This window comes from Burkholderia sp. AcTa6-5 (genome assembly GCF_017815075.1).
GTDB lineage: Bacteria > Pseudomonadota > Gammaproteobacteria > Burkholderiales > Burkholderiaceae > Burkholderia > Burkholderia sola.
This window is the reverse complement of the sequence record NZ_JAGIQE010000001.1, coordinates 430,448-445,054: the sequence shown is the minus strand read 5'-3', so window position 1 is coordinate 445,054 and position 14,607 is coordinate 430,448. Positions and strand designations below refer to the sequence as shown.

The following is a 14,607-nucleotide window of genomic DNA, read 5'->3' as shown; positions in this document are numbered from 1 at the left end:
ATCAAGGAGTCGTGGATGTCTGCCCTGTTCGAACCGTTCAAACTCAAGGATGTCACGCTGCGCAACCGCATCGCGGTGCCGCCGATGTGCCAGTACGTCGCCGAAGACGGCGTCGTCAACGACTGGCATCACGTGCATCTGGCCGGCATCGCGCGCGGCGGCGCGGGCCTCGTGATCGCGGAGGCGACGGCCGTGTCGCCGGAAGGCCGCATCACGCCGGGCTGCGCGGGGTTGTGGAACGACGCGCAGGCCGAAGCCTTCGCGCCGTCGGTCGCGGCGATCAAGGCGGCCGGCGCGGTGCCCGGCATCCAGATCGCGCACGCGGGCCGCAAGGCCAGCGCGAACCGCCCGTGGGAAGGCGACGACCATATCGCCGACGGCGATCCGCGCGGCTGGCAGACCATCGCCCCGTCGGCCGTGCCGTTCGGCGCGCACCTGCCGAAGGTGCCGCGCGAAATGACGCACGACGACATCGCCCGCGTGCAGGCCGATTTCGTCGCGGCGGCGCGGCGTGCGCGCGACCTCGGTTTCGAATGGCTGGAACTGCACTTCGCGCACGGCTATCTCGGCCAGAGCTTCTTCTCGGTGCACTCGAACCGGCGCACCGACGAATACGGCGGTTCGGCCGACAACCGCGGCCGCTTCCTCGTCGACACGCTCGCGGCCGTTCGCAAGGTCTGGCCCGAGCATTTGCCGCTGACCGCGCGCCTCGGCGTGATCGAATACGACGGCCGCGACGAAGAGACGCTCGCCGAGTCGATCGCGCTCACGCAGCGGATGAAGCTCGAAGGGCTCGACATGCTGAGCGTGTCGGTCGGCTTCTCGACGCCCGACGCGCAGATTCCGTGGGGGCCGGCGTTCCTGGCGCCGGTCGCCGAACGCGTGCGCCGCGAGGCCGGCTTGCCGGTGTCGTCCGCATGGGGAATCGATACGCCGCAACTGGCGAACCGCGTGGTGGCGCAGGAACAGCTCGATCTCGTGATGGTCGGCCGAGCGCACCTGGCCGACCCGCACTGGCCGTACTACGCGGCCAAGCAGCTCGGCGTCGAGCGTCCGTCGTGGACGCTGCCCGCGCCGTACGCGCACTGGCTCGAGCGCTACCGGATCGCCGACAAGGTGGCCTGAGCGGCGCGCGTCGACGCGGCGTCGGGTGGTCTGCGCATCGAGCGCGCGTGCCGCCGATCCGGCGCCGATGGATAGAATGGCGGTTCGTCCGGGCGATTGCCTGGGCGAACCGCCATTTTTTCATTTCGACAGAGGTGCCATGGGCGCACATGTCCCGTCGTCTTCCGATTCCGCCGCGCGGCCGCGCGCCCAGCAGGTCGCCCGCATCGCGCTGTATGCGGCGCTGCTCGTGCTCGCGCTGTGGGTGATCCGCGACTTCCTTCCCGCCATCGCATGGGCGTGCGTGATCGCCATCGCGATGTGGCCGCTGCTGAAGTGCTTCGAATCGCACCGGCTGTTCCGCAATCGGCCGACGCTGATCGCGACCGTCATCACGGCAGCGATCTCGCTGCTCGTGGTGCTGCCGGTGGCGGTCGCGACGACCCAGGCGATCGCGCAGGCGCACGACCTGCGCGAGTGGCTGCACACGATCCAGGACAACGGCATCCCGCTGCCGGACGTGATCGGCCGGTTGCCGTACGGCGCCGCGCAGATCACCGAATGGTGGCAGGCCAATCTCGGCCATCCGCTGCATGCGGCCACCGCGATGCACGGCGTCAATAGCGAGAAATTCATCGCGTTCGGCCGGCAATTCGGCACGAAGCTCGCGCACGTGCTGCTCGAATTCGGTTTCATGCTCGTCACGCTGTTCGTGATCCTGCGCGCCGGCCACAAGCTGTCGGGCGCGTTGCTGCAGGGCGCGCGGCGTGCGTTCGGGCGTAACGGCGCGGAACTGATCGAGCGCATGGTCGCGGCCGTGTACGGCACGGTGACGGGGCTCGTCGTCGTCGGGCTCGGCGAGGGCGCGCTGCTCGGCATCGCCTACGCGCTCGCGGGCGTGCCGCACGCGGCGCTGCTCGGGCTCGTCACGGCCGTCGCCGCGATGCTGCCGTTCTGCGCGCCGGTCGTGTTCTGCGGTGCGGCGCTCTGGCTGTTCGTGCAGGGGGCGACCATGTGGGCCGTCGCGATCGCGGCGCTCGGGTTCGTCGTCGTGTTCGTCGCCGAGCATTTCGTGCGGCCGGTGCTGATCGGCGGTTCGACGCGGCTGCCGTTCCTGCTCGTGCTGTTCGGCATCCTCGGCGGCGCCGAGACGTTCGGCTTGATCGGGCTGTTCGTCGGCCCCGCGCTGATGACGGTGCTGACGATGCTGTGGGCCGAATGGATCGCCTGATCGCGCATGCCGTTGCACTGGTTCGATACGACGGTGCGGCGGTGCGGATGCGCATGCGCGCGCGCCGGCTGCAACGATTGATGACGATTCGGCCGGCGCGAAGGCCTGCAAACGCAGGGATTCGGATAAAGATCTCTACATTTCTTTTCGATCCGGACCCAAAGGTCGAGTAGCATGGGGTTTTCGATCACGCCGGTATGGCGCAGCAGATTTCCCGAGCATGCGATTGATTCCGATGGCCCGTCCCGCAGCGACGCTGTCCCTGGCCGCCAGTTGCCTGATGTTGCATGGCTGTGCGTGGTTCGACTCGTGGCTGCCGTTCTCGTATTCGCGCACGCCGCTTGCACGGGCCGCGTCGCGGCACGGCGCGACGCGCGCCGACGTCGTCCGCGTCGCCGGCAACCCGCGCAGCGTCTGGATGGTCCGTAACGGCGGCGGCGTCTGCTACAACTACTTTATCGAGCACGGCAACGATCACCGCGCGTACTTCGTCGTGTTCGACAAGGCCGGCGTCGTCACGCAGTCCGGCTTCGATACCTGCATGGACGCCGATCGCAAGGGCACGCTCCAGTCCGGCAAGCGCGCGTCGCGCTAGGGCGGCGGCCACGCGCGGCGCGAGCGCGTCATCCGGCCGTCACGCTATCGTGTCGACCACGCCGCCGTCGACGCGCAATGCCGCGCCGGTCGTGGCCGACGCCTGCGGCGAGCATACGTACACGACCAGGTTCGCGACTTCCTCCGTCGTCGCCGGCCGCTGGATGATCGAGCTCGCGCGTTCGCTGCGCACGAACTCCACGGCAATGTCGTCGATGCTGCGGCCCGTTTCGTCGGCCTGCGCCTTCAGCATCTCGCGCACGCCTTCCGACATCGTCGGCCCCGGCAGCACCGAATTGACGGTCACGCGGGTGCCGGCCGCGAGCTTCGCGAGGCCGCGCGCGATCGACAACTGCGCGGTTTTCGTGAACCCATAATGAATCATGTCGACGGGGATGTTCAGGCCCGATTCCGACGAAATGAACACGATGCGCCCGGCATTGCGTTCGATCATCCCTTTGAGGTAATGCCGCGCGAGCCGCACGCCGGACATCACGTTGATCTGGAAAAAATGTTCCCATTCGGCGTCGTCGATGTCGAAGAACGCCTTCAGGCCGTAGATGCCCGCGTTGTTGACGAGAATGTCGGCGTTCGGCGTGTGCTGCGTGACGCGCGCGACGCCGGCCGCGTCGGACAGGTCGGCGGCGACGCCGTCGAAGCTTGCGCCGGGCACGGCGTCGCGCAGTTTCCCGAGCGCAGACTGCACCGACGTGTCGCTGCGGCCGTTGACGACGACGTGCGCGCCGGCGCGCGCGAGCCCTTCGGCGATCGCGAAGCCGATGCCGGCGGTGGAAGCGGTGACGACCGCGGTCTTGCCTTTCAGATCGATCTGCATGTGTGTACCGGTGGGAAGAGGACGCGGAACCCGCCGCGTCTGCCGCGGCGGCCGAATTCAAAGCTTAGGCGATCCAGCCGCGAAGCGTCGGCTCGCTGTTGCGCGGCGCCGCACAGTCTTGTACGGTGAGCGTTCGCCGTTCGAACCGGGAGCCCGCCGCGTGAGCCGTACCGCCAACCGATCCGCCGTACCGTCGCCGTTCTGGCGCGATACCGCGCTGCCGTTCATCGAGGCGCGCACCGTCGACGACGGGCGCGCGATCTGCTACGCGAAGCACACGCACGACACGTTTTCGGTGGGCGCGATCGTCGGCGGCACGAGCACGTACGTGAACGGCGCGACGCACGCACACGTCGGGCGCGGCGTGCTCGTGATCATCGATCCGGAGCAGGTGCACGCATGCAATCCGTACGGTGCCGATGCGTGGGCGTACCGGATGGTCTATGTCGACGTGCCGTGGCTCGCGCGGCTGCAACATTCGCTAGGCCGCGATCCGAACCGCGATTTTCACGGGTTTTCGCCGAAGTTGACCGAGCGCGGCGATCTGTTCGCGCAATTTGGCGGCTTCTACCGCACGCTGGTGTCGCCCGCCATCGATGCGCTCGGCAAGGAGAGCGCGGCGGTCGAATTCTTCACGGCGCTGCACGGCGCGCTCGACCGCGAACTGCCCGACCCACGGCCCGGAGACGACAACGCCAAGCTCGCGCGCGCGGCCGACTACATCGCCGCCCATTGCCGCGAGGCCATCACGCTCGATGCGATCTGCGCGGCGGCCGACCTGTCGCCGTCGTACCTGATCCGCGCGTTCAATGCGCGTTACGGGATGACGCCGCATGCGTTCCTGATCGATCGGCGCGTGCAGTACGGCCGCACCGAGTTGCGCCGCGGCCGGCCGATCGCCGAAGTCGCGCTCGACGCCGGCTTCGCGGACCAGGCGCATTTCCAGCGTGCATTCCGGCGAATCGCGGCCGCGACGCCGGGGCAGTACCGCAGCGCGAGGCGCTGAACGCAACGGTGTCTACACGTCGAGCAGAAACAGCGCGCTGCCCGCGAGCAGCAGCGCCATCAGCCGGTTGAACACGCGCATGCGCCGCGCGTTCGCGAGCCGGTGCCGCAGCGACGCGCCCGCATAACCCCAGCATGCGATCGACGCGAAGCAGATCACCAGATACAGCGCGGCGAACTGCCAGACCTGCGCGCGGTCGCCGTCGGCCGCATACGCGCCCATCGCGGCCACGCACGCGAGCCACGCCTTCGGATTGAGCCACTGCATCGCCGCGCCGGCCGCCGCCGACGGGCCGGCCACGTCCGGATCGGCCGCGAGCCGGCCGTCGTCGAGCGCGAGCCGCAGCGCCAGGTAAAGCAGGAACGCGATCCCCGACCACTGCGTGGCCGTCGTCAGTGCGGGCCAGCGCGCGAGCGCCGCGTGCAGGCCGAGGCCGATCAGCAGGAACAGCGCGACGAAGCCTAGCGTGGCGCCGGCCGCGTAGCGCAGGCTCGCGCCGAGGCCATGGCGCGCGCCCGCGCTGAGCGCGACGATGTTGACGGGACCGGGGGTGATCGACGAGGCGAGCGCGAACGCGGCCATCGAAACCAGCATGCTCATCAGGTGTCTCCATGCGACATGTTGAAAGTCGCATCGAGACTACGGGCGCGGCGTCGGCCCGTATTGAAGAAAACTGCCCTCGGCGGTGCGCGCCGCCGTCAGTGCAACGCGCGCGGCACGTGCGCCGGTCGCACGCCGTGCGGATCGGTGGAATCGGTGGAATCGGTGGAACCGGCCGGGCCAGCGGCGTCGGCCGCGCGCAGCGGCCCGCCCGGCCACGGTTGCGTCGACACCGAAAAACCGAACGTATTGACGCCGCCCGAGCACGCGACGAACACGCCGCCGCCGTGCATCTCGGCCACGGCCTTGACGATCGACAGCCCGAGCCCGTGGTTTTCCTTGCTGTTCGCGCGCGCTTCCTCGAGCCGGTAGAAACGCTCGAACACGTGCGCGCGCTGCACCGGATCGATCGGCTCGCCGGGGTTCGACACGGTCATCTCGACGAGCGCGTCGCGGCGCGCGATCGTCACGTTCAGCGTCGCGCCCGGCGCCGAATGCTGGATCGCGTTGATCAGCAGGTTCGTCATCGCGCGGCGGAACAGCGACGGATCGACGGCCGCGCGCGCATCGCCGTGCAGTTCGGCGCGCAACTGCGCCTCGTCGAGCGGGATTTCGAGGAAGTCGAGCATGCGCCGCACCTCGTCGGCGAGCGACACGTCCTTCAGGTCGGTCGCGCGTTCGCCGCGGTCGCTGCGCGACAGGAACAGCATGTCGTTGATGATCACGCGCAGCCGCTCGAATTCCTCGAGGTTCGACTGCAGCGTCTGGCGCATCCGGTCGACCGAGCGGTCGCGGCTCGTCAGCGCGACCTGGGTCTGGCCGATCAGGATGCTGATCGGCGTGCGCAGCTCGTGCGCGACGTCCGCGTTGAACGCTTCGAGCCGCGCGTAGGTTTGCTGGATGCGTTCGAGCGCGCCGTTGAACGACGTCGCGAGATCGCGCAGCTCGGTCGGCAGCGCGTCGGTGTGCAACCGCTGGCGACGGTTGGTCGCGCTCACGCTCGCCGCGTCCTGCGACAGCCGGTCGAGCGGCGCGAGCCCGAAGCGCGCGACCGCGCGGCTCAGCAGCAGCGTGATGACGGTGGCCGTCGCGATCAGCGCGGCCAGCGTCCACACGAAACGGCGCAGCATCCGCTGCGTGCGCTCGCACGACGACGCGACGATCAGCTTCACGTCCGGGCGCTCGCCGCTGCCCGCGATCGCGACGGTCTTCGTCATCACGTTGTAGCTGCTGTTGTTGAGCGCGTACTGCTGGAACGCACCGAATGGCTTGCCGTCGGGCACACCGTCGACGGGATGGCCGAAGCGGAAAGCGGCGTCGGGGCTGTCGACCTGATAGCGCGTCGACCCGTCGGGCGGTTCGAGGTCGGCGAGCTTTTCCTGCATCACGCGGCCGCGCGCGGCCGTGGTCGCATGCGACACGATCATCTGCGCGACCTTCGCGCGCGTGTCGATCGTCGCGCGCAGCTCGGCGAGCAACTGGCGCTCCATCATCACGAACAGCCCGCAGCCGACCAGCGTGAACACGAGCAGCGACACGATGCCGAACATCGCCGACAGGCGCAGGGCGATCGAGCGTTTCATGCGTGTCGCTCCACGTCGCCGTCCTCGCGCGCCTCGAGCACGTAGCCCATCCCGCGGATCGTGTGCAGCAGCTTGTCCGCGAACGGGCCGTCGAGCTTCGCGCGCAGGCGCTTGATCGCCGTCTCGACGACGTTCGCGTTGCTGTCGAAGTTCACGTCCCACACGAGTTCGGCGATGGTCGTTTTCGACAGCACCTCGCCACTGCGCCGCGCGAGCACGCCGAGCAGCTGGAATTCCTGCGCGGTCAGGTCGAGGCGCGTGCCGTCGCGGGTCGCGCGGCGGCCGATCAGGTCGACGCGCAGGTCGCCGATCGAGATCAGCGTCGATTCCTGCACGCGCGCGCGGCGCGTGAGCGCGCGCAGCCGTTCGATCAGTTCGAGGAACGAGAAGGGTTTGGTCAGGTAGTCGTCGGCGCCGCCGCGCAAGCCCCGCACGCGGTCGTCGACGCGGTCGCGCGCGGTCAGCATGATCACCGGCGTCTGCTTCTGCGCGCGCAACGCGCGCAGCACGCCGAAGCCGTCGAGCTTCGGCAGCATCACGTCGAGCACGACCACGTCGTAGTCGAATTCGACGGCTTTCCACGCGCCGTCCTCGCCGTCGAGCGCGGTGTCGACGACCCAGCCTTCCTCGGTCAGGCCGCTCTTCAGGTATTCGACGACTTTCGGTTCGTCTTCGACGATCAGCACTTTCATGTTCGTTGTCCGCGTAACCGGGTTAAGGGCGGGTCAAGGGCCGACGCCCGCGTCGCGCGGCGGGGCCGCCGACGCGACGTCGGACGGCGCGGGGCCGTTAGACGCATCGCCGTCCCAGCCGCCGCCGAGCGCCTTCGCGAGAAACACGACGAGCGCCGCGCGCTGGCCCTGGATCTGCACGGCCTGGCGCTCGCTCGTCAGCAGTTGCTGCTGGGCCGTCAGCACGTCGATGAACGGCGTCAGGCCGCCCGCGTAGCGGTCCTGTGCGAGCGACACGAGCTTGCGCGCGTCGTCGACGGCCGCCGACGCCTGCTGCGCCGCTTGCGCGAGCACCGACAGGCCGGTCACCGCATTTTGCACCTCCTGGAACGCGGTGAGCACGGTCTGCCGGTAGCTGGCCTGCGCGGCGACGTAGCCGGCCTGCGCGAAATCGACGCCGGCCTTCAGCTTGCCGCCCTCGAACAGCGGCTGGCTGAGCGACCCGCCGACCGACCACAGCAGCGCCGGCACGGTGAACAGGCCCGCGAAGCGCGTCGCGTCCCAGCCGATGTCCGGCGACAGCGTGATGCGCGGGAAATACGCGGCGCGCGCGACGCCGATCTGCGCGTTCGCGGCGGCCATCGCGCGCTCGGCCGACGCGACGTCGGGGCGCCGCTGCAGCAGGTCGCTCGGCATGCCGGTCGGCAGCGCGGGCGCGTTGATCGGCACCACGCGCGGCGGCAGCGAGAACGCGGGGGCCGGCGTGCCGACCAGCGTCGCGATCGCGGTTTCGACCTGCGCGCGCTGCTGAATCAGCAACTGCGCCTGCGTGCGCGTCGCGTCGAGCTGCGCGCGCTGCTGCAACAGGTCGAGACCCGACACCGCGCCGAGGTCGTGGCGCGCGCTCACGTAGTCGAGCGCCTTTTGTTGCAGTTCGATCGAACGCCTGACGACGTCGATCTCGGTGTCGAGCTCGCGCAGCGCGAAATAGCTCGACGCCAGATCGGCGCCGAGTACGAGGCGCGCGTTCGCGAAATCGTCGCGCGCCTGCTCGGAGCTGGCCTGCGCGGCTTCGACGTTGCGCCGCACGCGGCCGAACAGGTCGAGTTCGTAGCTGACCGCCGCGCCGACCTGGATCTCGTTCTGCACGGTCGACATGCTCTTCGTCGCGTAGTTGGTCTGCGGCCGGTCGGCGGAAATCTTGAAGCGCTGGCCGCTCGCGTTCAGCCCGACGGCCGGATACTGCGCGGATGCGACCGACGCGAGCGTCGCCTTCGCCTGGTCGTAGCGCGCGGCGACCGCCTTCAGGTTCTGGTTGTTGCGCAGCGCATCGGCTTCCAGCGCGTCGAGCTGGGTGTCGCCGAACGCGGTCCACGAGGCCGGATCGAGCGGCGCGCGGGCCGGCGCGGCCGGCTGCCAGTATGCGTCGGCCGGATCGAGCCGCCACGCGGCCGGCGTGTCGACGGCCGGGCGCCGGTAATCCGGGCCGACCGTGCAGCCGGCGAGCACCGCCGCCGCGACGATCGCGACGGCGCCGATCGCGGCCGGGTGCACGCGCGTGCGTATCGCACTCACGACTTCGCTCCCGCGACGGCCGAGGCCGGCTGCGCCGCCGGCGCCTGCACGACGACCGCGTCGCCGGTCGCGAGCGCGTCGCTCGGGTTCGCGACGAGGCGATCGTTCGGCGTGATCGGCCCGTCGACTTCGAGCGTCTGCCCGATCGTGCGCACGACCGTCACCTGTTTCAGCCGGACCTTGCCGTTCGCATCGACGGTCGCGACCGTCGGGCCTTCGGCGCGGAACAGCAGCGTATTGGCCGGCACCTGCAGGCGGCCGACCGGCGTCATCGGCAGCGTCGCCTGCACGTACGCGCCGGGCAGCAGCCGCCCGTCCGGGTTCGGCAGCGTGATCTCGATCTGCAGCGAACGCGTGGCGACGTCGATCGCCTGCGACGTGCGCGTGATCGTGCCGTCGAAGGTCCGCCCCGGCAGCTCGGCCTGCGCGACGCTCACGTGCTGGCCGACCTTGATCTGCTGTGCATACGCCTGCGGCACCTGCACGTACAGGCGCAGCCGGTCGGCCTGCACGACCGTGAACAGCGAGCGGCCGGCGTTGCCGGAATTGACGAGATCGCCGACGTCGACGTTGCGCTGCGTGACGATCCCGTCGATCGGCGCGACGATCCGCTGGAAGCCCTTCAACTCGGTGAGGCGGCGCATGTTCGCGTCGGCCGCGGCGAGATTCGCGGTGCCCTGGTTGAACGCGCCTTGCCGGTCGTCGAGTTCCTGCTGAGACACGGCATCGCGCTGGCGCAACTGCTGCGCGCGGTCGAACGACGTCTTCGCGAGCGCCAGCGACGCTTGCGCCTGCTGGCGTTGCGCGGTGGCCTGCGCGAGTTCCTGGTTCAGCTCCGGCGTGTCGAGTTCGGCGAGCGTTTGCCCCTGCTTCACGTGCGCGCCGATGTCGGCCTGCCAGCGCAGCACGTAGCCGCTGGCGCGCGCATAGATCGGCGCCTCGACGAAGCCGCGCAGCGTGCCGGGCAGCGTCAGCTTGCCGCCGGTGGCCGCGTCTACCGGGTGCACGACGCTCACGTACTGGCGCGTGTTCTGCTCGGCGACCGCGTCGAGGCGATGCCGGTTCAGCACGTTGACGACGAGGGTGCGCGCGGCGCCGGCGGCCAGCAGCACGCCGATCACGATCACGACGATCCGGCCGCGTCGCGACACCGACGCGCGCGCCGGCAGGTGCATGCCGTGTTCGTCCACCTGGATGCCGACGGCGCTGTGATGTTTCTCTTCCATGAATTCAACCAGTTCAACCGGGTAGTGGGGCGAAAGTCAGTGACCGGCCTGGCGCGCGCGTCGCCGGGCCAGTCGCGCATGCACGCCGCCGAACACGAGCGGCACGAACAGCAACGTCGAAACGGTCGCGAACAGCAGCCCGCCGATCACCGCGCGGCCGAGCGGCGCGTTCTGCTCGGCGCCTTCGCCGAGACCGAGCGCCATCGGCACCATCCCGATGATCATCGCGAGCGCCGTCATCAGCACCGGACGGATCCGTGTCGCGCCGGCTTCGAGCGCGGCCGTGAGCGGCGGCGCGCCGGCCGCGAGGCGCTGGCGCGCGAACGACACGACGAGAATGCTGTTCGCGGTCGCGACGCCGACCGTCATGATCGCGCCCGTCAGCGCGGGCACGCTCAGGTGCGTGCCGGTGACGAACAGCATCCAAGCGATGCCGGCGAGCGCGGCCGGCATCGCGCTGATGATGATCAGCGGGTCGAGCCACGACTGGAAATTGACGACGATCAACAGGTAGACGAGCACGATCGCCATCGCGACGCCCGCGCCGAGGCCGACATACGACGTGCGCATCGTCTCGATCTGGCCGCGCATCGTGAGGTCGGTGCCGCGCGGCAGCGTCGCGCGCGCGTCGGCCACGATGCGGTCGATCTCGCCCGCGACCGCGCCGAGATCGCGGCCCTCGACGCTCACGTACACGTCGATCGCCGGGCGAATGTTGTAGTGCGTGATCACGGCCGGGTTCACGGTGCTGCGCACCTGCACCAGGTTGCCGAGCAGTTGCAGCGGCATGCCCGTGCGGCCGCTGGCGGAGATCGGCGTGCCGAGCAGGTCGTCGACCGACGACAGGTTGTATTGCGGGGTCTGGATCTGCAGCGGATACTGGACGCCGGTGCGCGGGTTGATCCAGAACGACGGCGTCGTCTGCGAACTCCCCGACAGCGAGATCAGCATGTTCTGCGCGACGTTCTGCGCGGAGAGATTGAGCTGCTGCATGCGCGTACGGTCCATGTCGGCCAGCAGGGTCGGTTCGTCGTTGCGTTGCAGCACGTGTACGTCGACGGCGCCGGGGATTTGCCTGATCTTTTTCATCAGGCTGCTCGCAATGGTCATGTTACTCGCGAGATCGTTGCCGAGCACCTGCACGTCGATCGCGGCCGGCTGCCCGAAGTTGAGGATCTGCGTGATGATGTCCGACGGCTGGAAGAAGAACTCGACGCCCGGGAAGCGTTGCGGCAGCAGCGTGCGCAGCGTCTCGACGTAGTGCGCGGTCGCGCGGTGGCCGGGCTTCAGCGCGATCAGCAGCTCGCCGTCGAGCGTGCCGATCGTGCCGGCGTTGCTGTACGACAGGTTGATGCCGCTCACCGGCAGCCCGAGGTTGTCGACGATCGCGCCGAGCTCGTCGGGCGGCACGGTTTCGCGGATCACGCGCTCGACCTGGTCGGCGAGCCGCGCGGTTTCCTCGATCCGGTAACCGGTCGGCGCACGCACGTGCAGCCGGAGGTTGCCGGAATCGGCGTTCGGGAAGAAGTCGCGGCCGAGCACGAACACGAGGCCCGTCGACAGCACGCAGAAGGCGAGGAAGCACAGCGCGTAGAAGCGGCGGCGCACGAGCAGGATGCTGAGCAGCACGATGTACCACGCGCGCAGCCGTTCGAACGCATGGTTGAACGCGTGATGGATGCGCGCGAAGCGCGACGTCGAAGCGGCGGGGCCGGTGCTCGCCTGCTGCGGGCGGAACAGCAGCATCGCGAGCGTCGGCACCAGCGTGCGCGACAGCACGTACGACGCGAGCATCGCGAACACGACGGCTTCCGCGAGCGGCACGAACAGGAAGCGCGCGACGCCGGTCAGGAAGAACATCGGCACGAACACGATGCAGATGCACAGCGTCGACACGAGCGCGGGCACCGCGATTTCGCCGGCGCCTTCGAGGATCGCTTCGTGCAGGTTGGTACCGAGGTGTAAGTGCCGCTCGATGTTCTCGATCGTGACGGTCGCATCGTCGACGAGAATGCCGACCGCGAGCGCGAGCCCGCCCAGCGTCATGATGTTGATGGTCTCGCCGAGCGCGGACAGCGCGATCAGCGACGTGAAGATCGACAGCGGGATCGAGATCGCGATGATCAGCGTGCTGCGCCAGTTGCCGAGGAACAGCAGGATCATCATCGCGGTCAGCACGGCGGCGATCAGCGCCTCGTGGATCACGCCCTGGACGGCCGCGTTGACGAACACCGACTGGTCGAACAGCGGCGTGATCGTGAGCCCTTCGGGCAGCGTCGGGATCACCTTCGGCAGCAGCGCCTTCAGGTCCGACACGACCTTGAGCGTCGACGCGTCGCCGCTTTTCAGGATCGAGATCAGCACGCCGCGCTGGCCGTTCTGGCGCACGACGTTGGTCTGCGGCGCGAAGCCGTCGCGCACCGCCGCGACCTCGCGCAGGTAGGTCGTCGCGCCGTTGATCGTCTGGACCGGCAGGTTGCTGATGTCGGCGACCGTATCGGCCGACGCGTTCGTGTCGATCCGGTATTCGGTCTGCCCCATCTTCGCTGTGCCGGTCGGCAGCACGAGGTTCTGCGCATTGACCGCGTTGACGATGTCGGCCGGCGTGAGGCCCTTCGCTTGCAGCGCCTGCGGATCGAGGTCGATCGCGACCACGCGCGTGCGGCCACCGTACGGAAACGGAATCTGCACGCCCGGCACCGTGATCAGCTGCGGGCGCAGGAAGTTGAGCGCGATGTCGGCGAGCGACTGTTCGCTGAGCGTCTTGCTCGACAGCCCGAGCTGGATCACCGGAATGCTCGACGCGGAATAGGTGATCACGAGCGGCGGCGTCGCGCCCTGCGGCATCTGCCGCACGATCGCCTGCGCGGACGACACCGTCTGCGCGATCGCCGTCTGCACGTTCGCGCCCGGTTGCAGGAACACCTTCACGACCGCGATGCCGGGCAGCGACGTCGATTCGACGTGCTGGATGTTGTTGACGGTCGTCGTCAGGATCCGTTCATGGACGGACGTGATGCGATTCGTCATCTCCGTCGCGGAGAAGCCGCTGTAATTCCAGATCACGCTGATCACGGGGATGTTGATCGCGGGCAGCACGTCGACCGGTGTGCGCATCAGCGCAAGCGGGGTGGCCAGCACGATCATGATGGCCATCACGATGAACGTGTAGGGGCGCCTGAGCGCGAGATTGACGATCCACATGGAGGCAGCGGGGCAGGCGGTGATCGGGCGTCGGTGAAGGGAACCCGAATGATAGGCGTCGGCCCGCAACGGGTTACTGTCGCGAAACTGGCGGAATGGTCAGGTTGGGGCACGCCGGCCTTCGGCCGATTCCGCAGAAGGAATGCGCGGCCGCGATGGCGACGGTTTCGTGCAGCGGGCGGCGCTCACAGCTGCTCCATGCCGAAGCGCGCGAGCGCGTCGAGATCGACGACCTCGATCTGGTTGTACGCGAGCCGCAGCGCGCCGAGCTTCTCGAGCTGCTGCAGCGCCTGGTTGATCCGCTGGCGCGACACGCCGACGAGCATCCCCAGTTCCTCCTGCGAGATCGACAGCGACGGGCCGGTATCCGGATACAGCGCGGGGTTGAAGAGCTGCGCGAGCGCCTGCGCGACGCGCGCATCGACGTCGAGCAGCCGGCTGTTCTGGATCGACGCGATGAATTCGCCCATCCGGTTGTTCAGCTGATGAATCACGAAGCGCGTGAACGGCAGGCTCGTGTCGAGCAGCGCATGGAACGTGTCGACCGGCACGAACAGCACGGTCGAGCGCTGGATCGCGACGACCTCGTACTTGCGCAGCTCGCGCTTGATCACGCTGCCTTCGCCGAACCAGCCGCCCGACGGCACGCCGGAAAACGTGCAGCCGCGCCCCGACACGTTGAAGATCGCGAGCTTCAGCAGCCCTTGATGGACGCCGATCCAGTATGCGGACGGCGCGAGCCGGCGCGCGATCACGTCGCCGGCGTCGCACTGCACGACGTGCGACTGGGCGAGCACGAGCGCCTGGTGTTCGGGCGCCAGCGTGCGGAACCACGCGCACTGGCCGAACAGCGTCGCGAGCGGCGGCAGCGGGCCCGGTTCGGGGAGCGTATCGGCTGGCCGGGCGGCCGCGTCGGGATGGTCGTGCATGGGTGCGGGTTTGCGAGGATAGGGATAACGCGCAGCGCCTGAGCGGCAC

At 69.0% G+C, this 14,607-nt stretch carries 12 protein-coding genes; 4 read left to right on the top strand and 8 right to left on the bottom strand.

Annotation, left to right across the window (positions count from 1 at the left end; all coding sequences use genetic code 11):
- The first annotated feature begins 15 nt into the window (after nt 1-15).
- The 3 genes from J8I33_RS01895 (at nt 16) to J8I33_RS01885 (ending at nt 2,930) form a co-directional block, all read left to right on the top strand.
- Entirely contained in the window at nt 16-1,125 is a 1,110-nt protein-coding gene (locus tag J8I33_RS01895) for an NADH:flavin oxidoreductase/NADH oxidase (RefSeq protein WP_209925273.1), read from the top strand.
- 139 nt (nt 1,126-1,264) lie between these two features.
- Nucleotides 1,265-2,335 (top strand): AI-2E family transporter, encoded by a 1,071-nt coding sequence (locus J8I33_RS01890; RefSeq protein WP_050010960.1) that lies wholly within the window; start codon nt 1,265-1,267, stop codon nt 2,333-2,335.
- Nucleotides 2,336-2,555: 220 nt separating this feature from the next.
- Nucleotides 2,556-2,930 carry a hypothetical protein gene (locus J8I33_RS01885; protein ID WP_089489329.1) on the top strand — a complete coding sequence of 125 codons (375 nt, stop codon included), beginning with the start codon at nt 2,556-2,558 and terminating at the stop codon, nt 2,928-2,930.
- A gap of 39 nt (nt 2,931-2,969) precedes the next feature.
- On the opposite strand, the gene J8I33_RS01880 is transcribed toward J8I33_RS01885, so the two are convergent.
- Entirely contained in the window at nt 2,970-3,764 is a 795-nt protein-coding gene (locus J8I33_RS01880) for an SDR family oxidoreductase (protein WP_050010962.1), read from the bottom strand.
- Nucleotides 3,765-3,924: 160 nt separating this feature from the next.
- Here J8I33_RS01880 and J8I33_RS01875 point away from each other — a divergent pair, with 160 nt between their 5' ends.
- Nucleotides 3,925-4,770 carry an AraC family transcriptional regulator gene (locus J8I33_RS01875; RefSeq protein ID WP_209932778.1) on the top strand — a complete coding sequence of 282 codons (846 nt, stop codon included), beginning with the start codon at nt 3,925-3,927 and terminating at the stop codon, nt 4,768-4,770.
- A gap of 12 nt (nt 4,771-4,782) precedes the next feature.
- On the opposite strand, the gene J8I33_RS01870 is transcribed toward J8I33_RS01875, so the two are convergent.
- The 7 genes from J8I33_RS01870 to J8I33_RS01840 form a co-directional block, all read right to left on the bottom strand.
- Nucleotides 4,783-5,370: a LysE family translocator gene (locus J8I33_RS01870; RefSeq protein WP_050010964.1), complete on the bottom strand. Its 588-nt coding sequence runs from the start codon at nt 5,368-5,370 to the stop codon at nt 4,783-4,785.
- A gap of 98 nt (nt 5,371-5,468) precedes the next feature.
- Nucleotides 5,469-6,953 carry a heavy metal sensor histidine kinase gene (locus J8I33_RS01865; protein WP_209932776.1) on the bottom strand — a complete coding sequence of 495 codons (1,485 nt, stop codon included), beginning with the start codon at nt 6,951-6,953 and terminating at the stop codon, nt 5,469-5,471.
- A complete protein-coding gene (locus tag J8I33_RS01860; RefSeq protein ID WP_124554216.1) occupies nt 6,950-7,645 on the bottom strand; it encodes a heavy metal response regulator transcription factor in 696 nt (231 codons plus the stop codon). Before J8I33_RS01860 ends, J8I33_RS01865 begins: the two co-directional genes overlap by 4 nt.
- A 33-nt stretch (nt 7,646-7,678) precedes the next feature.
- Nucleotides 7,679-9,190: an efflux transporter outer membrane subunit gene (locus J8I33_RS01855; RefSeq protein WP_209932943.1), complete on the bottom strand. Its 1,512-nt coding sequence runs from the start codon at nt 9,188-9,190 to the stop codon at nt 7,679-7,681.
- 5 nt (nt 9,191-9,195) lie between these two features.
- Nucleotides 9,196-10,425, bottom strand: coding sequence for an efflux RND transporter periplasmic adaptor subunit (locus tag J8I33_RS01850; protein WP_050010974.1), 1,230 nt, complete (start codon nt 10,423-10,425; stop codon nt 9,196-9,198).
- Nucleotides 10,426-10,461: 36 nt separating this feature from the next.
- Nucleotides 10,462-13,629 (bottom strand): efflux RND transporter permease subunit, encoded by a 3,168-nt coding sequence (locus J8I33_RS01845; protein WP_209925253.1) that lies wholly within the window; start codon nt 13,627-13,629, stop codon nt 10,462-10,464.
- A gap of 185 nt (nt 13,630-13,814) precedes the next feature.
- A complete protein-coding gene (locus J8I33_RS01840) occupies nt 13,815-14,558 on the bottom strand; it encodes a Crp/Fnr family transcriptional regulator (protein ID WP_050010976.1) in 744 nt (247 codons plus the stop codon).
- Between the last annotated feature and the right edge of the window lie 49 nt (nt 14,559-14,607).